This is a genomic window from Janthinobacterium sp. 64 (genome assembly GCF_002813325.1).
Lineage (GTDB): Bacteria > Pseudomonadota > Gammaproteobacteria > Burkholderiales > Burkholderiaceae_D > Janthinobacterium.
This window is the reverse complement of the sequence record NZ_PHUG01000001.1, coordinates 3,698,665-3,715,785: the sequence shown is the minus strand read 5'-3', so window position 1 is coordinate 3,715,785 and position 17,121 is coordinate 3,698,665. Positions and strand designations below refer to the sequence as shown.

At 63.7% G+C, this 17,121-nt stretch carries 20 protein-coding genes; 13 read left to right on the top strand and 7 right to left on the bottom strand.

The annotated features are described in order from the left end of the window. The first annotated feature begins 3 nt into the window (after positions 1–3). The 3 genes from CLU91_RS16320 (at position 4) to CLU91_RS16310 (ending at position 2,862) form a co-directional block, all read left to right on the top strand. Positions 4–645 (top strand): LysE family transporter, encoded by a 642-nt coding sequence (locus CLU91_RS16320; RefSeq protein ID WP_100874995.1) that lies wholly within the window; start codon positions 4–6, stop codon positions 643–645. Between the two features lie 103 nt (positions 646–748). Next, a complete protein-coding gene (locus tag CLU91_RS16315; protein ID WP_157814712.1) occupies positions 749–2,278 on the top strand; it encodes a DUF6600 domain-containing protein in 1,530 nt (509 codons plus the stop codon). A 287-nt stretch (positions 2,279–2,565) separates the two neighbouring features. Next, a complete protein-coding gene (locus CLU91_RS16310; protein WP_100874993.1) occupies positions 2,566–2,862 on the top strand; it encodes a DUF493 family protein in 297 nt (98 codons plus the stop codon). Here CLU91_RS16310 and CLU91_RS16305 read toward each other — a convergent pair. Then, positions 2,855–4,060 carry a multidrug effflux MFS transporter gene (locus CLU91_RS16305; protein WP_100874992.1) on the bottom strand — a complete coding sequence of 402 codons (1,206 nt, stop codon included), beginning with the start codon at positions 4,058–4,060 and terminating at the stop codon, positions 2,855–2,857. The genes CLU91_RS16310 and CLU91_RS16305 overlap by 8 nt on opposite strands. 118 nt (positions 4,061–4,178) lie before the next feature. Here CLU91_RS16305 and pdxR point away from each other — a divergent pair, with 118 nt between their 5' ends. The 8 genes from pdxR (at position 4,179) to CLU91_RS16265 (ending at position 9,793) form a co-directional block, all read left to right on the top strand. Beyond that, entirely contained in the window at positions 4,179–5,657 is a 1,479-nt protein-coding gene (gene pdxR / locus CLU91_RS16300; RefSeq protein ID WP_100874991.1) for a MocR-like pyridoxine biosynthesis transcription factor PdxR, read from the top strand. Positions 5,658–5,732: 75 nt separating this feature from the next. Beyond that, positions 5,733–6,437 (top strand): lipoyl(octanoyl) transferase LipB, encoded by a 705-nt coding sequence (gene lipB / locus CLU91_RS16295; protein ID WP_100874990.1) that lies wholly within the window; start codon positions 5,733–5,735, stop codon positions 6,435–6,437. A 37-nt stretch (positions 6,438–6,474) separates the two neighbouring features. Continuing rightward, positions 6,475–7,482: a lipoyl synthase gene (lipA, locus tag CLU91_RS16290; protein ID WP_100874989.1), complete on the top strand. Its 1,008-nt coding sequence runs from the start codon at positions 6,475–6,477 to the stop codon at positions 7,480–7,482. 122 nt (positions 7,483–7,604) lie between these two features. Continuing rightward, the gene (locus CLU91_RS16285; protein ID WP_100874988.1) at positions 7,605–7,874 is read left to right on the top strand and encodes a type II toxin-antitoxin system Phd/YefM family antitoxin; all 270 of its coding nucleotides are present in this window, start codon (positions 7,605–7,607) and stop codon (positions 7,872–7,874) included. After that, positions 7,855–8,160 carry a Txe/YoeB family addiction module toxin gene (locus CLU91_RS16280; RefSeq protein ID WP_100874987.1) on the top strand — a complete coding sequence of 102 codons (306 nt, stop codon included), beginning with the start codon at positions 7,855–7,857 and terminating at the stop codon, positions 8,158–8,160. The genes CLU91_RS16285 and CLU91_RS16280 overlap by 20 nt, the downstream gene beginning before the upstream one ends. 90 nt (positions 8,161–8,250) lie before the next feature. After that, positions 8,251–8,919: a uracil-DNA glycosylase gene (gene ung, locus CLU91_RS16275; protein ID WP_100874986.1), complete on the top strand. Its 669-nt coding sequence runs from the start codon at positions 8,251–8,253 to the stop codon at positions 8,917–8,919. Between the two features lie 105 nt (positions 8,920–9,024). Beyond that, positions 9,025–9,336: a type II toxin-antitoxin system TacA family antitoxin gene (locus CLU91_RS16270; RefSeq protein WP_100874985.1), complete on the top strand. Its 312-nt coding sequence runs from the start codon at positions 9,025–9,027 to the stop codon at positions 9,334–9,336. Further along, the gene (locus tag CLU91_RS16265; RefSeq protein ID WP_157814711.1) at positions 9,311–9,793 is read left to right on the top strand and encodes a GNAT family N-acetyltransferase; all 483 of its coding nucleotides are present in this window, start codon (positions 9,311–9,313) and stop codon (positions 9,791–9,793) included. Before CLU91_RS16270 ends, CLU91_RS16265 begins: the two co-directional genes overlap by 26 nt. A 92-nt stretch (positions 9,794–9,885) precedes the next feature. Here the strand turns inward: CLU91_RS16265 and CLU91_RS16260 are convergent, their stop codons facing one another. From CLU91_RS16260 to CLU91_RS16245, 4 genes are all read right to left on the bottom strand, one after another. Further along, positions 9,886–12,039 carry a TonB-dependent receptor gene (locus CLU91_RS16260; protein ID WP_100874983.1) on the bottom strand — a complete coding sequence of 718 codons (2,154 nt, stop codon included), beginning with the start codon at positions 12,037–12,039 and terminating at the stop codon, positions 9,886–9,888. 88 nt (positions 12,040–12,127) lie between these two features. Further along, positions 12,128–12,466 carry a hypothetical protein gene (locus tag CLU91_RS16255; protein ID WP_100874982.1) on the bottom strand — a complete coding sequence of 113 codons (339 nt, stop codon included), beginning with the start codon at positions 12,464–12,466 and terminating at the stop codon, positions 12,128–12,130. A 67-nt stretch (positions 12,467–12,533) separates the two neighbouring features. Further along, on the bottom strand, positions 12,534–13,355 hold the full coding sequence (locus CLU91_RS16250; RefSeq protein WP_198521345.1) for a helix-turn-helix transcriptional regulator: 822 nt from the start codon (positions 13,353–13,355) through the stop codon (positions 12,534–12,536). Continuing rightward, entirely contained in the window at positions 13,345–13,890 is a 546-nt protein-coding gene (locus tag CLU91_RS16245; protein ID WP_100874981.1) for a YbhB/YbcL family Raf kinase inhibitor-like protein, read from the bottom strand. Before CLU91_RS16245 ends, CLU91_RS16250 begins: the two co-directional genes overlap by 11 nt. Before the next feature lie 198 nt (positions 13,891–14,088). Here CLU91_RS16245 and CLU91_RS16240 point away from each other — a divergent pair, with 198 nt between their 5' ends. Further along, the gene (locus tag CLU91_RS16240; protein ID WP_100876772.1) at positions 14,089–15,246 is read left to right on the top strand and encodes a PepSY-associated TM helix domain-containing protein; all 1,158 of its coding nucleotides are present in this window, start codon (positions 14,089–14,091) and stop codon (positions 15,244–15,246) included. Between the two features lie 84 nt (positions 15,247–15,330). After that, a complete protein-coding gene (locus CLU91_RS16235; RefSeq protein ID WP_100874980.1) occupies positions 15,331–15,759 on the top strand; it encodes a PaaI family thioesterase in 429 nt (142 codons plus the stop codon). Here CLU91_RS16235 and CLU91_RS16230 read toward each other — a convergent pair. Both CLU91_RS16230 and CLU91_RS16225 read right to left on the bottom strand, forming a co-directional pair. After that, entirely contained in the window at positions 15,756–16,451 is a 696-nt protein-coding gene (locus tag CLU91_RS16230) for an anti-sigma factor (RefSeq protein ID WP_100874979.1), read from the bottom strand. The two genes, CLU91_RS16235 and CLU91_RS16230, sit on opposite strands and share 4 nt — an antisense overlap. Continuing rightward, positions 16,448–17,038 (bottom strand): sigma-70 family RNA polymerase sigma factor, encoded by a 591-nt coding sequence (locus CLU91_RS16225; protein WP_100874978.1) that lies wholly within the window; start codon positions 17,036–17,038, stop codon positions 16,448–16,450. The genes CLU91_RS16230 and CLU91_RS16225 overlap by 4 nt, the downstream gene beginning before the upstream one ends. Positions 17,039–17,121 lie beyond the last annotated feature (83 nt).

Here is a 17,121-nt window from a genome sequence, read left to right as displayed (position 1 = left end):
CGCATGCCCTTCGCCACCTGGATCACCTTTGTCATCGCCGCTTCCATCATCGCCGTTTCGCCCGGCTCGGGCGCCGTGCTGTCGATGTCGCACGGCCTGTCTTACGGGGTCAGAAAGGCCAGCGCCACCATTCTCGGCCTGCAACTGGGGCTGCTGGTCGTGCTGGGCATCGCCGGCGCCGGCGTGGGTTCCTTGCTGCTGGCCTCCGAAGTGGCCTTCAACATCGTCAAGACGGTGGGTGCGCTGTATTTGATTTACCTGGGCCTGTCGCAGTGGCGCGCCAGGGTGGCGGTGGCCGGCGACCTGCACGCCGACGCCGTGGTGCCGTCCTGGCGCCGGCGCGTGCTGACGGGTTTTCTGACCAACGTGACGAATCCGAAAGGCATCATCTTCATGGTGGCGGTGTTGCCGCAATTCATCAGCCCCACGGCGCCACTGCTGCCGCAATTGCTGATCCTGGCCGTCACCATGTGCACGATCGATCAGATCGTCATGCACAGCTACGCCTTTTTAGCTTCCTCGATGCAGCGCTTTTTCCGCGATGCCAAGGCCGTGAAAAAGCAGAACCGCTTCTTTGGCGGCTTGCTGATGGCCGTCGGCGCCGCCCTGTTCTTCGTCAAGCGCGGTGGCCAGGCGGCATCCTGAAGCAAGTCAACATGCAAACATTTGTAAGCCCGCTTGCGATGCCCGCACGATGCGGATGTAATCGATAGCAATCATCCTTGTACGTCCTGCCTGGAGCGCTGCCATGCGTCCTATCCTGTCTCTCCCCCTCTTGAACACCGTGTGCGCCATGTTGCTGTCGTCGGCATGCACTTTCGCCCTGGCGCAGGACCCGCCTGCCCGCGTGGGGCGCATTTCCACCGTCGAAGGGCAAGTGCTGGTGCGCGCCGGCGATGGCGAGGCGCAAAACGCCCTGCTGAACTGGCCCGTCACGACGGATAACCGCCTGAGCACCATGCGCGGCGCGCTGGCGGAATTGCGCGTGGGCGCGGCCGCCGTGCGCCTCGATGGCGATTCCGAACTGGAAGTGAGCGAGCTCGATGACGACAGTTTCAAATTGCACCTCAGCTATGGCGCGGTCAGCGTGCGCGTGCGCAATACCGACGCGCTGCGCGGCTTCGAACTGACCACCGCCCAGGTCCGCGTGATCCTGACCCAGCCGGGCTGGGTGCGCATCGAGGCGGGACGCCAGAGCGGCACCAGCGTCGTCAGCGTGCTCGATGGGGCGGCCGACGTGGATGGCGCGACGGGCAGCGTGACCTTGCGTGCCGGCCAGCGCGCGGAATTGACGGACGAGGAGTTGCGCACGGGTGCCTTGCAGCGGATCGCCTTCGACAACTGGCCCGAAGCCTTGTCCGCCGCCGCGCCGGCCTTGCGCTATGTCACGGACGATACCACCGGCTATGAAGAACTGGACCGCTACGGCGCCTGGCAGGACGATGCGCAATATGGCCCCCTGTGGCTGCCCAGCGCGGTGCCGGCCGGCTGGGCGCCGTACAGCGACGGGCGCTGGACGTGGATCGCGCCGTGGGGCTGGACCTGGGTCGACAATGCGCCTTGGGGCTACGCGCCCTCGCATTACGGCCGCTGGGTGCGGCTGGGCCAGCGCTGGGGCTGGGCGCCGGGGCGCGAGCGCGGCCGCGTGCCCTGGGCGCCGGCCCTGGTGGGCTGGGTCGGCGGCCATCCCGGGACACACCATGAGCAGCGTCCCGGCGTCGGCTGGTTTCCCCTGTCGCCGCACGAACGCTATGTGCCTGGCTACCGCGCCAGCGCGGACTATGAACGCCGCATCAACCGCGTGGCCGAGGGGCGCCGCTCCGTGGCGGGCGAACGCGAACGCCGCAACCGCACCATCCTGCCGGCCCCCGTGCTGCAAAGCATGCCCTTGAGCACGGCGCCTGCGCCGGCGGGCAACTGGCAGCGTCCCGTTGATGCGCCGCGCGGCGACAACGGTGTCCGGCGCGACTGGGTCAACCGTCCCGGCCGCCTGCAGACGGACGATGGCCAGACGCAGATGGCGCCGCGTCCCATGCCGCCGAACCGGCCGCCCGTGCCGGCCCAGCCCGTGATGCCGGCGGTGCCGGCCTTGCCGCCCGTGCAAGACCAGGTGGGGCGCCCCGGGTGGCGTGGCGAAGAACGATCGCGCGCCGAGCGGCCGCAGCCGCGTCCCGCCAGCGAACGTAGCGGACCGCCACGTGAACGCAGCAATGACAGAGGCAATGAGCGCGGCAATCCCGGCCGCAACAACCGGCTGCAGCAGGAAGCGGAGCGCTGACGGCCGCACCGCCTGTCGCGCCGTATCGACGTTCAGGCCGAAAAAAGCGCAGTTCGTCACATGCCGGAGGTAAAGCCGGTGGATTTTGCTTACAGTACGACCACTGCTTATCCTCCAAGTGACAGCACGACTTTTCCGGCTATTTTGTCCAAACGAAATAGTTTTCCGCCAGCTTACCCAGCTGGCTTTTTTTTTCCGCGCCCCTGGCGCCATGGCAGCGGGCGCAGGCGCTGCCAAAGTTGGCTACAATACGTCTTTGGCACTGACCGGCACTGATTGGAATTCTCATGCAAACCATCCCTCCCAGCGAACACATCATTCCTCCCAGCGAATCGCTGATCGAATACCCGAGCGACTTTCCCATCAAGATCATGGGTCCGACGCATGTCGATTTCGCGCCGACCATGCTGGAACTGGTGATCAGCCACGATCCGACCTTCCATGAGGGCCGCATGGAAGAGCGTCCGTCGGGCAAGGGCAATTACACGGGCCTGACCGTCACCGTGCGCGCCATCAGCCGCGAGCAGCTCGACGCCCTGTACATGGCGCTGTCGGGCCACCCGATGGTCAAGATCGTCATGTAAGGCTGGCTGCCGCCACGCTGGCGCGGCTCTTCGTGAGCAGCCAGACGGCGGCAAAGGCGCCACTGGCCGCCGCCGTCACCCACAGCAGGGGCTTTTCGCTGCCATCCGTGATGGCGGCGATGACGGCGCCGCAAACCGCCGTGATGAGCATCTGCACGAAGAAGAACAGGCCCGAGGCGCTGCCCGCCTGGTCGCCATACGGCTGCAGCACGGCCAGCTGGCAGGCGGGAATCGCCATGCCCACCGACACCATCACCAGCAGCATGGGCGCTACCAGCGAGGCCACGTGCCGCGGCGCCAACGTCCCCGCCAGCAACAGGCTCGCCGCCCCCGCCACATTGAGCAGCACCGCCACGCCCAGCATGTAATCGGCGCCCAGACGCGGGCCCAGGGCGCGAAACAGGCTCGACCCCGCGATATAGCCGCTGACCGTCAGCGCGAACACCAGCGCATACGCATGCGGCGTCAGGTGCATGCCCCTTTGCAACAGCACGGACGATTCCGCGATGAACGGGAAATACGTGCAATACACACAGCCGATGGCCAGTGCATAACGCAGGAAATACCGGTCGCCCAGCAGGCGGCGGTATAGCGCCAGGGTATTTCCTTGTGGCACGACGCTGGCCGGTTTGGTTTCCGGCACATACGCGGCGATCAGCCCCAGCGACAGCGCGCCCAGCAGGCACAGCACGCCAAACACGGCGCGCCAGCCGAACGCCGCGTCGAGCACGCTGCCGGCCAGCGGCGCAACGATAGGCGACAAACCCATCACCATCGAGATTTTCCCCAGCATGCGCGCCTGCGTGGCGGCGTCAAACCGGTCGCGCACCATGACCCGGCCGATGATGGTGCCGCTGCAGCCGCCGAACGCCTGCAGCACGCGCGCGGCGATCAGCACGTGCACGTCGGAAGTCACGCTGCAGACGATGCTGGCGAGCACATAAATGGCCGTGCCGGCCAGCAGCACGGGACGGCGGCCGTAACGGTCGGCCAGCGGCCCGCAAGCGAGCATCGAGGCGGCCGAGCCGGCCATGAACAGGCTCAGCGTCAGTTGCAATTGCGCATCGCTGGCATGCAGGGCATCGGCCATGGCCGGCAGCGAAGGCAGATAAATGTCGATGCTGATGCGCGACAGGCAGACCAGCAGCAGCACGATGGCGCCCCAGGCCCACAGGGGAAGTGTTGTTCGTTGATTCATGTTTTTCGGTATGCAAGAGATGGCAGGCGCAGCGGAACGGTGAGAGTAGGATGGTTGTGGTGTAATGCGAAGTGCCAGTCATCACAAAATTCATTGGACCACTTGGACGACCATCATCATGCCGCGAGGAAAATCACCGCACACCCTGGACTTGCCCCGCCCCACCAGCTGGCTGGACAAGGCGGGCGTCAGCAAGCAGGACGGCGCCTATGAGGCGCTGCGCTCGGCCATCCTGACGAAGATGCTGCCGGCGGGCAGCCGTTTGCCATCCAGCCGCACCCTGGCGGAACGGTGGGAATTGTCGCGCGGCACCATCGAAACCGTGTTCGACCGCCTGCACGCGGAAGCGTACGTGACGCGCGTGCCCGGTTCCGGCACGCATGTGTGCGCCGTCGTGCCGGAACGCTTCTTGATGGCAGGATTGGCAGATGCCACCCCGGCCGGGCCATTTTCCGAGCCCGTTCCCGTTCCCGTGTCCGATACGGGCGTGCGCGATGGCTTGCCGTTCGTGGCGCGGCGCGCCGACGCCAGCCTGTTTCCCATGGCCGCCTGGTCCAAGTGCGCCGCGCGGGCGCTGGCGGCCGCCACGCCGGAGCAGCTGTGCAGCGCCGATCCGGCCGGCCTGCTCCAGCTGCGCCAGCAGATCGCCGATTTCCTCGCCAAGTACCGCGGCATCCGCTGCGACCCGCAAGACATCGTCGTCACCACCGGCATCCGCCACGCGATCGACTTGCTGGCGCGCGGCATCGTGCGCGATGGCGATAAAGTTTGCCTGGAAGAACCGGGCTACCCGGCCGCGCGCGCCCTGTTCGCCCTGGCCGGCGCCGTGCCGGTGGACATTGCCGTCGACGCCGAAGGCATCGATTGCGCCGCGCTGGCCACGCACACCGATGCCTGCCTCGCCTACGTGACGCCGGCGCACCAGTCGCCGCTGGGCGTGACCATGTCCGTCACGCGCCGCCTGGCCTTGCTGGAGTGGGCCAACGACAGCGGCGCCTGGGTGGTGGAAGACGATTACGACAGCGAATTCAATTACCAGAGCGCGCCGCTGGCGGCCCTGAAGGCGCTGGACCAGTACCAGCGCGTGATCTACTGTGGCAGTTTCAACAAGACCTTGTTTGCCGGCCTGCGCGTGGGCTTCATGGTGCTGCCGCCCGCCTTGCGACCGCAACTGCTGCGCATCGTGCAGTTGACGGGCAGGTCCGTGGGTGTGACGCAGCAGCTGGCGCTGGCTGCCTGGATGGAGGAAGGCGGCTTCGTGCGTCATTTGCGCCTGGCGCGCCTGGCCTACAAGGAGCGGCGCGACCTGCTGCTGGCCTGCCTCGAACAGACCGCTCCCGGCCGCTACACCATTTCCGGCCAGCAGGCGGGTTTCCATTGCGTGCTGTGGCTGCCGCCGGATGCCGACGAGCGGGCGTTCTGTGCGCGCGCGGCGCAGGAGGGGCTGGCGTTGCAGCCGCTGGGCGACTTTTGCCACAGCGCCAGGCTGGCGCCGGCCGTGCTGCTCGGCTACACAGCGTTAAGCCTGGCCCAGGTGCGCCACGCTGCACAAAAATTGGGCAGATTGCTGCTGTTGCCAGAGGCTGCCCCGGAATGAAACGGCGGCCTGGCTTATAATCACGGCTTCGCCGCAGCGTCCGCAGGGCGCCGGCAGCTGATTACAGAATCCGTCATGACCACCACCCGCACCGAAACGGCGCTGATCCGCGAACTGGGCCGCGTCGATTACGAGCCCACCTTTGCCGCCATGCGCGCCTTTACCGATGCGCGCACGACGGACACGCGCGACGAACTGTGGATCGTCGAGCATCCGCCCGTATTTACGTTGGGCCTGGCGGCCGACCGCGGCCATTTGCTGGCCGGCGCCGAGAATGTGCCCGTGGTGCAGACGGACCGTGGCGGCGAAGTGACGTTCCACGGCCCCGGCCAGGTGGTGATTTACCTGCTGATGGACTTGCGCCGCAACAAGCCGGGTGGCAAGCTGTATGCGCGCCAGTTCGTGCATAAAATCGAGCAAGCCATCATCAACGTGCTGGCGGCGTATAATCTCGCTGGCGAGCGCATCGATGGCGCGCCTGGCATCTATATTGCCGGCGGGCCAAGCAAGGGTGCGAAGATCGCCGCGCTGGGCTTGAAAGTGCGCGGCAACGGCTGCACCTACCATGGCGTATCGCTCAACGTGGCGATGGACCTGGCGCCGTTTTCCTGGATTAACCCTTGCGGCTATTCCGGCCTGAAGACGGTCGACATGCGCAGCATGGGCGTGGTGGCGCCGCTGGCCGAGGTGCAGCGGGCCCTGGCCCAGGAATTGACCGTATTACTCGATGTAAGCGAAGTAAACAGCGCCGCAGGCGCGCCTCAGGCAACGGATGCCTGAGCAAACAAACCAACATGCCCGTCAAGGGCTTGCAGCCATGACTTCTGAGACCATTTCCAGCACCGCCCCCGCCGCTCCCGCCTACAATCCGAGCGAAAAGCAAAAAGGCGCCAGCAAGACGTCGCGCATCCCGATCAAGATCATTCCGATCGAGCAAGTCGAGCGCCTGAAAAAGCCGGACTGGATCCGCGTCAAGGCCGCGTCGGCATCGACCCGCTTCTATGAAATCAAGGATGTGCTGCGCGAAAACAAGCTCGTGACGGTGTGCGAGGAAGCCAGCTGCCCGAACATCGGCGAGTGTTTCGGCAAGGGCACGGCCACCTTCATGATCATGGGCGACAAGTGCACGCGCCGCTGCCCGTTCTGCGACGTCGGCCATGGCCGCCCGGATCCGCTGGACAAGGAAGAGCCGGCCAACTTGTCGAAAACCATCGCCAAGCTGCGTTTGAACTACGTCGTCATCACCTCCGTCGACCGCGATGACTTGCGCGACGGCGGCGCCGGCCACTTCGTCGAGTGCATCCAGCAAACGCGCGCCCTGTCGCCGAACACCCGCATCGAAGTGCTGGTACCGGACTTCCGCGGCCGCCTGGAAAAAGCCCTGGACCTGTTCAAGGATGGCTTGCCCGACGTCATGAACCACAATCTGGAAACGGCGCCGCGCCTGTACAAGGAAGCGCGTCCCGGTTCCGACTACATGCACTCGCTGAAGCTGTTGAAAGACTTCAAGGCCATGTATCCGGACGTGAAAACCAAGTCCGGCATCATGGTGGGCCTGGGCGAGACGGACGAGGAAATCCTGCAAGTGATGCGCGACATGCGCGAGCACGACATCGACATGCTGACCATCGGCCAATACCTGGCGCCATCGAACAGCCACTTGCCCGTGCGCCGTTACGTGCACCCGGACGTGTTTAAAATGTTCGAAGCGGAAGCGTACAAGATGGGCTTCACCCACGCCGCCGTCGGCGCCATGGTGCGCAGCTCGTACCATGCGGATGAGCAGGCGCACAGCGCCGGCGTGGAATCGGCGCTGAATTTCTAAGCACTTGAGTTGTATCAAAAGCCGTCCGCTTTAGCCGGGCGGTTTTTTTTTGCCTGATTGATATGATGTACAACATCCTGTACAATTATTGGCATGTACTTTCAAGGGAGCGGTGGCACGGCATGAATATCCTGACTTTCAGCGAGGCGCGCGCGGGCCTGAAAAGCGTGATGGACGACGTCTGCAACGACCACACGCCCACGGTGATCACGCGCGTGAATGGCGAACACGTGGTGATGCTGTCCTTGTCGGACTACAACAGCATCGAGGAAACCCTGTATTTGCTGGGCACGGCCAAGAATGCCAGCCGGCTGATGGCGTCCGTGGCGCAGATCAGGGCGGGCAAGGCGACGCCCAGGGAATTGGCGCAGCATGAAAAACAGGAAGACTGAGAACAAGCAGCAGGCGCGCAGCGCCGTGCTGGCCTGGACCGATCATGCCTGGGAAGATTATCTGTTCTGGCAAGAGAGCGATCTGAAAATCCTGCAAAAAATCAATGACTTGCTCGATGCATGCCTGGCCGACCCCTTCAAAGGCACGGGCAAGCCGGAACCGCTGAAAGGCGATCTGACGGGTTTCTGGTCGCGCCGCATCGACCGCCAGCACCGGCTCGTGTACCTGCCCGACGCGGGCTGCATCTACGTGGCGGCCTGCCGCTATCACTACGACGATAAATAAATTTTGCCCAGCCGTACCGTAACGCGGTACCGGACGTGACGCGGCTATACTGATCGATGATGTTTTAAAAACATGATTGACGGGGGAGCCATGGACGTACGCATCGACGCATCGTGGAAGGCGCGGCTGGAGGGCGAGTTTGCCCAGCCTTACTGGGAACGCCTGACGGCCTTCGTCAAGGCGGAATATGCGGCGGGGCCGTGTTGTCCTCCCGGTAAACTCATTTTTCGCGCGTTCGACCTGACGCCGTTCGAGCAAGTCAAGGTGGTGATCCTGGGGCAAGACCCGTATCACACGCCCGGCGCGGCCATGGGCTTGTGCTTTTCGATTCCCGAAGGTACGCCGCCGCAGCCTAGCCTGCAAAATATCTTCAAGGAATTGCAGAGCGACTTGGGCGTGACGCGCACGCGCACGGATTTGTCCGACTGGGCCGGGCAAGGCGTGTTCCTGCTCAACAGCGTGCTGACGGTGCGCGCCGGGGCAGCCGGCTCGCATGCGGCCAAGGGCTGGGAAAAGCTGACGGATAGCGCGATTGCCCACCTGTCCACGGAGCGCGAGCACCTCGTGTTCCTCCTGTGGGGCGGCTATGCGCAAGCCAAGCGCACCCTGATCGACCCCGGCAAGCACCTGGTGCTGGCGGCACCGCACCCTTCACCGTTGTCGGCCAGCAAAGGTTTCTTTGGCAGCAAGCCGTTCAGCCAGGCGAATGCGTATTTGCAGGCGCATCAACATGCCGAAATCAGATGGGATCAGACATAGTGGTGACATTTTGTCTCCAGTGTAGCTTGCTTTGTCTCCGCCATATGCTATGCTCATTGCGATACCCGCCGACATCCGAACAAACCCGAAGACACGAGCTAAATAATGAGTGTGACTGAAGAACGCGGCCGTATTACGGCCAGGGTTTCCAGCTCAATTGCCGAGAAACTTCAAGAAGCGGCTGAGCTGACCGGCGCTACCTTGAATCAATTCCTCGTGCAAGCTGCATTGGAAAAGGCGGAAATGATCATCGATCGCGAATACCTGATTCGCTACTCCCGTCGCGACGCCGCCATGATGATCGATTTGCTGGAAAAAGCGCAGGGGCCGAATGCGGCTTTGACGAAGGCTTTCGAAAATTATGCACAGAAAGTAGAGAATGGCGTACTTCGTGACAGTACTGAAAGCAATACATGATGTAACAAGGTTTCATTGCGGTACAGCAGTATTGGATACGTGGTTGCAGACAACCGCAAGGCAGCATCAGCAACATGGCGCATCGCGCACGTTCGTGCTGGTCGATGAAGCTGATCCTGCGGAAATTATTGGCTATTTTTCATTGGCCATTCGTAGCATGACCCCAAGGGAAGCTATTCCCGTCGCCATGATGAAGAAGCTGCCCAGCAACGTGCCCGGCTTTACCTTGGCGCGGCTTGCTGTCGCGCAGCGACATCAGCGTCGCGGCTTTGGCGCATTGTTGCTGGTCGCTGCCATGAAGCGCGTGAAAGCCGTCGCAGCGGAAGTGGGCGGCTTTGCCCTGTTTGCCGATGCCAAAGAAGCGCAAGGTACGCAGTTTTATCAGCAGTATGGTTTTACGCCCCTCCCCGATGATCCGCTGACCATGCTGCTACCCATCGCCGATATTCCTCATTAAAACGGCATCCCGATAGACGCCACGAGATCGTTTCTCAACGGCAACCGACAGCGGCAGGCGTTGCACCCTGCCGCTGTCTTCGCGCGTAACGGTTAAAAGCTGGTCGACAGGCCGGCATAGATGCTGCGGCGGGCGCCGTATTGCGGCGCTCCCACGCCCACGCCGGAACCGTCGCGCAGCAGATACGACTTGTCGAACAGGTTGATCAGGGCCAGCCGTCCTTCCACCTTGCCCACGGGCGTGTTCTTCCACGTATGCGTGAGCGCCGTGTTGACGGTGAAGTAGCTCGGCAGATGGCCGGAATTGGGCGCGCCGCCGTCCGGCGTCATGCGCAGGCCGCTGCCGTACAGGAAGTCAGCGCTCACTTGCGAATCGCCGAAGTGATAATGGCCGCCACCGGACAAGGTGTATTTCTGGTCATGATCGAGGTAGACATAGTGTTGGCTGATGTAGTTCAGCTCATCGGCGCCAAACAGGGCCTGGCCCGAATTGATGTTGCGTCCCTGCGCCTTTTGCGTGCTGGCGTTGAGGAACAGGCCCCAGTTTTTCTCGCTGTAGATGGCCGATAACTCCAGGCCCTTGGCGTAGCCGTCCGCGTAGTTGAACGGCGTCAAAATCAATGCCTGGCCGAACTGGCCTTCGTCGAGCAGGTTGCTGATCTTTTTATAGTACACATCGGCTGTCACGGTCAGTTTCGAATTGACCTGGTGGCTGATGCCCACGTCGTAGTAATGCGTGCGCTCGGCCTTGACGTTGTCGGACTGGCCGATTTCCGGCGCATTCGTCGTGTTCGCATACAGGTCGATGCTGGCTTGCGCCGCCAGTTCCTGCGGCGGCGGCGTGAAGTAGCGCGAATAGCCGGCGTGCAGGGCCGTGCCCGGCGCGATTTTGTAGGCCAGATTCACGCGCGGGCTCCATTGCTGCTCGCTCGTGTAGGCCGAGACTTTGTCGAAGCGGGCGCCATAGTTCAAGGTCAAAGGCTTGCTGATGTGCCATTCATCCTGCAGGTAAACACTGGCCAGGGTGCCCGTCTTGCCGCTGTTGTCGAGTATCGACATGGGCGTGCTGGACGTTTGCGCGCCGTCCATCGCGGGGAAGACGGCCACCGTGTTGTCGCTCGTCGTTTTCTGGCGCGTGTAGGCCAGGCCCGCGCGCACGGTATGGTCCTGGTGCCATTTGTAGCTGGCGTCGAATTGAAAGCCGGAAGCGCTGTTGGCGCGGCGCGAGTCGGAAGCCACGCCGTTGTAGATCAGGTCGCCGATGGCGTCGGGCGTGAAGTGCAGTTCCGAATACTGGTGGAAGGCCGATACCTGGTAATTGACGTCGCCCAGGCTTTTTTGCAGCGACAGCACCAGAAATCGGTTCACTTCGCGCTGGTTTTCATTGAGCTGCGACGACGGCAACGTGGACGTGCCCGCCTGCGCATCGCTGTGGCCAGCCAGCGAGAAGGCCGGCGCCTGGTCCGGGTTGTTCGGGATCTGGAAGCGGCCGTTATACGTGCCGAACATGGCGCCCAGGCGCGTGTTGTCATCAAGGAAATATGACAGGCTGCCGAACGATTTGTTCTGGCGCGTCTTGTCATGCAGGGCGCTGCGCGTGGCTTGCGGGTTTTCCACGCCCAGGGAATTGCCGAGGTAGCTGCCGGACAGGTAGTAATTGAACTTGCCCACGCTGCCGAAAAATTCAGCACTCGGCTCCACGTGATCGTGGCTGCCGAGCATGATGCCGATGCGCCCACCCGGGCTCAATCCGCCCTCTTTCGTTTCAATATCGACGATGCCCGCCGTGCGCAGGCCGAACTGGGCCGGCAAGGCGCCCGTCATGAAATCCGTCTTGTCGATCAAGCGCGTGTCGATCGACTGGCCGAAGCCGCTGATGCTTTCTGGCAACTGCACGCCGTTGATGCGGTATTGCACGTTGGCATGGTCGTCGCGCACGTGCAGGGCGCCCGAACCTTTCGAATCCTGCGAGACGCCCGGCAAACGCAGCAGCACTTCATTGAAGGGCGTGTTGTCGCCCTGGCCCAGCATGTCGACCATGTGGCTGTCGATGCTGTAGATGGTGGTGCCGACTTTCGGCGACAGTTCGATGCGCGCGCTTTTCAGATGGGCGGAGGTGACTTCGACCTTTTGCATCTCTTGTGGTGCGGCATCTGCCGCAGCGGTGGCTTCGGCGGCATGCGCGGAAACGCTAAACAGGCTGGCAAGGGCGAGCGACAGCGCGCTCAGACGTGGAGTGTGTTGCATGGTAAACCTCGAAAATAGTCAACGCCAGGCGGCCCGGCGTGTCAGAACACGGCGGTGCAGCCTGAAAAATGGATAAAACAGCGTGGAATTACAGTGAGGCGGCAGGCGGGCCGCGCACGGGCGGCAGGATCAGGGTGGCGACGGGCGCCAGGGGGGCGGGCGCGATGGCCAGCAAGCGGTACGGCAATAACTGGGCGGGCGGCTCGACGATGGCCGGCGGCACGGCGATGTCGGCCACCTTGTCGATGGCCGTGGCGCACAGCGCGCACTCTTCCGCGTCGAGCGTCGTCTTGTGCAGGTGCGAGGCGGCCGTCGACAGCAGGAACACGAGGGCCAGCGCACTGAACAGCGCCACGCACAGCTGCCACGGCGTGCGCGCGAGGGCGGACGTCAGGTAAGGCTTGCGGGTGGGCTGGCGGGAAGACATGGGCGCATAGTAGCAAGAAAATCGCCCCGCTGTCAGCGCTTGTTGCGTCATTTGCGCCAGAGCGGCGTCACAGGGTGGCGCGCAGCTCGCGCGGCGACAGGCCGTAGTGCTGGCGGAAACGGGCCGCGAAGCGCGAGGGCGAGGCGTAGCCGCAGGCGGCCGCGATGTCGCCGATGGGTAAGATGCCAGATTGCAATTCCTGCAAGGCCAGTCCCAGCCGTACGTCTTCCAGGATGGTGCGGAAGTGGCGCTGCTCCAGGGCCAGCTGGCGGCGCAAGGTGGACGCGCCCACATGGAGTTTCGACGCCACCTTGGCCACGCTCCAGTCGGCGCCCGGGTCCAGTAGCAGCACTTGCTGCACGCGCGCGGCCAGCGGATCGCGGCGGTCCAGCAACAGCGGGCCGCAATGGCCGCCCAGGGCCAGGGCCAGCAGCAAGCCTTCCGCCTGGTGCGCCAGCAGCGCGGGCGGTGCGCTACCCGCCAGGCTGGCCATCAGCTGGTCCCAGGCCTGCGCCGCGTGGGTATCGAGCGGCACGCACAGGCTGGCCGTGGCCGCCTGGCGCAGCTGGATATCGACGAGGCTGCCATGGCGCGCGCGGAAACGGGCGATCAGGGCCGGTGAAAAGCTCAGCACTTCTGCCCGGTAGCCTTGCGCGCCGGGCAGGTTGGCCACGCCCAGTTCCTGTCCCGCCGGCATCAGCACCACGTCGTGCGTGCCGGCGCGCGCCTGGCGCGCGCCCCATTCCAGCAGCTTCGTTCCCTGCCGCACGCGGCACAGGGCGCTCTGGAAGACGGGCACGCGGCGCAGGGTTTGCGCGCGGCGCGCTTCGATGGTGCCGTGGGCGATGCGCAGTTCGCTCAGGGCCACCGCGTCCATGTCATCGGCCATACAGTCCCGTCAGCTGCGCCTTGCCCAGCGCGTTGGCGTTGAGCATGTAACCGAGCATGGCGCCGCTGGCGTGCTGGTCCAGCGGCAGTTTCTCCACGCTCAAGGCCCATACCGTGATCTGGTAGCGGTGCGCCTTGTCGCCCGGTGGCGGGCAAGCGCCGCCGTAGGCGCTGTCACCGTAATCGTTGCGTCCTTGCATGGCGCCGGCCGGCAAGGTGGACGTGGTCGTTCCCGCAGCCAAGGATGTTGTGCTGGCAGGCACATTGAACACGCTCCAGTGCCACCAGCCGCTGCCCGTGGGCGCGTCCGGGTCGTACAGGGTGACGGCGTAGCTTTTGGTGCCGGCTGGCGCGCCGTGCCACGACAATTGCGGCGACAGGTTGCCGCCCGTGCAGCCGAAGCCCTGGAATACTTGCGCCGGCGCCAGGGTTTGGCCCGGCGCGATGTCGCTGCTGGTGACGGTAAAGTCGGCGGCGTGGGCGCCCAGGTGCAAAGCGAGACCCAAAGTGGCGGCGAGCAAACGGGAGGTGGTCATGGTTTTCCTTTCGATGAAGTATAGGGGAAAGTGTATGTCGTGCAACAGTTACCCGCGATGCCGATGCGCTCGCTGATGGTGCCGAAACGCTCGTTTTTATCTGAATCCGCCGTTGCCATGAGCGTGTTGTTCGCTGTGAGGCCGATTGTGTTTGTCTTTCATGCTATCGTTTCGCAGCCAAAATTTCCCAAAGTGTCCATGTCCCAACGCCCGATCAAGTGCTTGCTCAGTAAACTGCATCTGTATGCGGGCCTGTGGTTTGGCGCCCTGTTCGTCCTGCTGGGCTTGACGGGTTCCGCCATCGCCTGGATGCCGGAGCTCGACGCGTATCTGAATCCGACCTTGTTGCAGGCGAGCACGCCCGCGCCCGGCCAGGTGTTCCAGGTGACGCCGCGCACGCTGCAAGCGGTGGTGGACACTCTTGCGGCCGACCCCGCCTACGGCAAGCCGAGCCAGCTCAATCCGCCCGCCGATGCGCGCGATGTCTACGTGGCTTCGTATCGCCAGGCGGGCAAGCCGTCCCCCTTCAGCCAGGCCATCGTGCGCCAGGTGATGGTCGACCCCTACACCTTGCAAGTCAAAGGCGAGCGCGACTGGGGGCGTTTCGGCCTCACGCGTCCGCTGCTGATGTCGGGCATGTTTCATTTGCACCGCTATGTATTGTCCGGCGAAGTGGGCAAGACGATTACCGGTATCTCGGGCGTGATGCTGTTGCTGATGGCCTTGAGCGGCATCTATCTGTGGTGGCCGCGCCTGCAGTGGACGGCGGTCAAGCGCGCGCTGACGGTGTCGCATGGCGGTTCCTGGCCCCGTTTCAATTACACCTTGCATAAGGCGGCCGGCTTTTTTGCCGCGCCTGTGCTGGCCATGCTCGCCTTTTCCGGCATTTATTTCAATTTGCCGCAATTGATCGTGCCCTTGGTGGAACTCGTGTCGACGGCGCCGGACAAGGTCAAACTGAAAAATCTGCAGCAGGATGGCGAGCTGCTCGATGCGGGTCAGGCCATGGCCGCCGCGCAACAGCTGTATCCGCAGGCGCGCGTGTCGCGCATCGTGCTACCGGCGAAAAAGGATCAGCCATATGACGTGCGCGTGCGCCAGCCCGGTGAAATCGCCCACGGCGACGGCGCCACGCGCATTACCCTGGACGCGCGCAGCGGCTTGCCCCTGCGCATACGCGATCCCTTGCGGGCGCCGGCCGGCGACGTCTTCCTGGGCTGGCAATTCCCCCTGCATTCGGGCCAGGCGTTCGGCGTGGCCGGGCGCGCCTTCATTACCGTCTTTGGCTTGATGCCGCTGCTGTTCCTGCTGACGGGCAGTTTGGTGTGGTGGAAACGGCGGCGCGGCCGGAAATAAGCGACCGCCAAACCGAGGCGGAAAAAGTTGCTATCATCATAGTATTTTCCGGCGTATCACGGACTCACCCGCACAAGGACCAGCATGAGCAATCCCGACATCACCGTAGCAATGTTGAATGAACGCGGCACGGGCCGCCTGCCCGGCCACCTGGGCATCGTCATCACGGAAGTGGGCGACGGTCAGCTGACGGCGGAATTGCCCGTGCTGCCGCATCTGCTGGCGCCGAATGGCTACCTGCACGCGGGCAGCGTGGTGACCCTGGCCGACACGGCGTCCGGCTATGGCTGCATCGTCAACCTGCCCGAGGGCGCGAGCAATTTCACGACCATCGAATTGAAATCGAATCACCTGGGCACGGCCCGCGAAGGCACGCTCACCTGCACGGCCAAGGTCGAGCACAAGGGCCGCAACACGCAAGTGTGGGATGCCGTGGTGAAAAGCAAGGACACGGGCAAGACGATTGCCTTGTTCCGTTGCACGCAGATGATTCTGTATCCCAAACAAGCTTAAATCTTCACCCAGTTGCCCTTGTAGAGAATCGGTCCCGTCGGTCCGTTCGGATTCGGCGAACCGCCTTTCGGTTCCAGCGTGACGGCCAGCAGGGCCACGTCGTTGCCGATGGCGCGCTGGGACAGGGCCAGTGTCACGTTGCCCTTGTCGGCCAGTAAGCCGAGGGAGCGCGGGTTGCCGCTCTTCGGTACGGCCCACAGTTCCAGATCCTTATCGCTCGGCACGGGCGCGTTGCCCACCATGCGCACTTCGAGGGCGCCGTGGCGGCTGTCGGCCGTCAGCAGCAGGGCCGTTTGCGCTTTCTCGTCCGTCAGGCTGGCCACATGGCTGATCTGCGGCGCGTCCATCACGCGCGTGGCCACGACGATCACCAGCAGCGCGGCGATGGCGCTCGACGCCATGCCCAGACCACGCCAGAACGACAGCGAATCGCGCAACCACGACCAGCCGCCCTGCGGCTTCAGGTGCAGGCGCTGCTCGATCTGTTGCCACACGCGCTTGGGCGGCGCCACGGGCGTGGCAAATTCGGCCATCGGTTCCAGGCGCTGGCGCCATTCGGCCGTGATATTGCGCAAGTCGGCGTCATTGTGCAGCCAGCCTTCGAAACGCCGCCGTGCGCCCCCTTTCAGGGTGCCCAGCACGTATTCGGACGCCAGTTTCTGGCGCAGCACGTCATTGCCGCGGATATTCATGGTGCCTCCCGTTTCGCCAGACACGTGCGCAGCCGTTCCAGGCTGCGGCGTATCCAGGTCTTCACGGTGCCGATCGGCAGCGACATCTGCTGCGCCACTTCGCTGTGCGACAGGTCGTGATAGAACGCCAGCGCCACCACCTGCCGGTGCAGCCCTTCCAGGGCCGACATGCAAAACGCCAGCGCCTTGGCGTCACCGCTCAGCTGCAGCGATTCGATCGGCGTGGCCTGGGGATCCCGCAGTGCGTTCATGACTTCGCTATCAAACTGGTCGGCATCGATTTCCACGCTATCGTCGCTGCGCCGCAGCACATCGAACGCCTTGTTGCGCACGATGGTGGCCATCCAGGTCATCGGCGCCGCCAGGTGGCTTTGATACGTGGCGGCGTTGTTCCAGATGGCGACGAAACCCTCTTGCAAGGCTTCTTCAGCGAGCTCTTGCTTATGCAATATACGCAGGGTGTAGCCAAACAGTTTCGATGCGGTGGAGATATAGAGCTGGCGGAACGCCGTGGCGTCCTTGTTGCCGGTGGCGAGCAGCCAGGTTTTGAGTTGTTGCGGGTCGAGCGATTGAGCTGCTAGGGGCACGGCTGGCCTTCACAAGGTGAGTGGGATCACGCCTGGGAAGGTTATAACAGGTTGATAACACTTGGCAACAAGGTTTTGTGCCG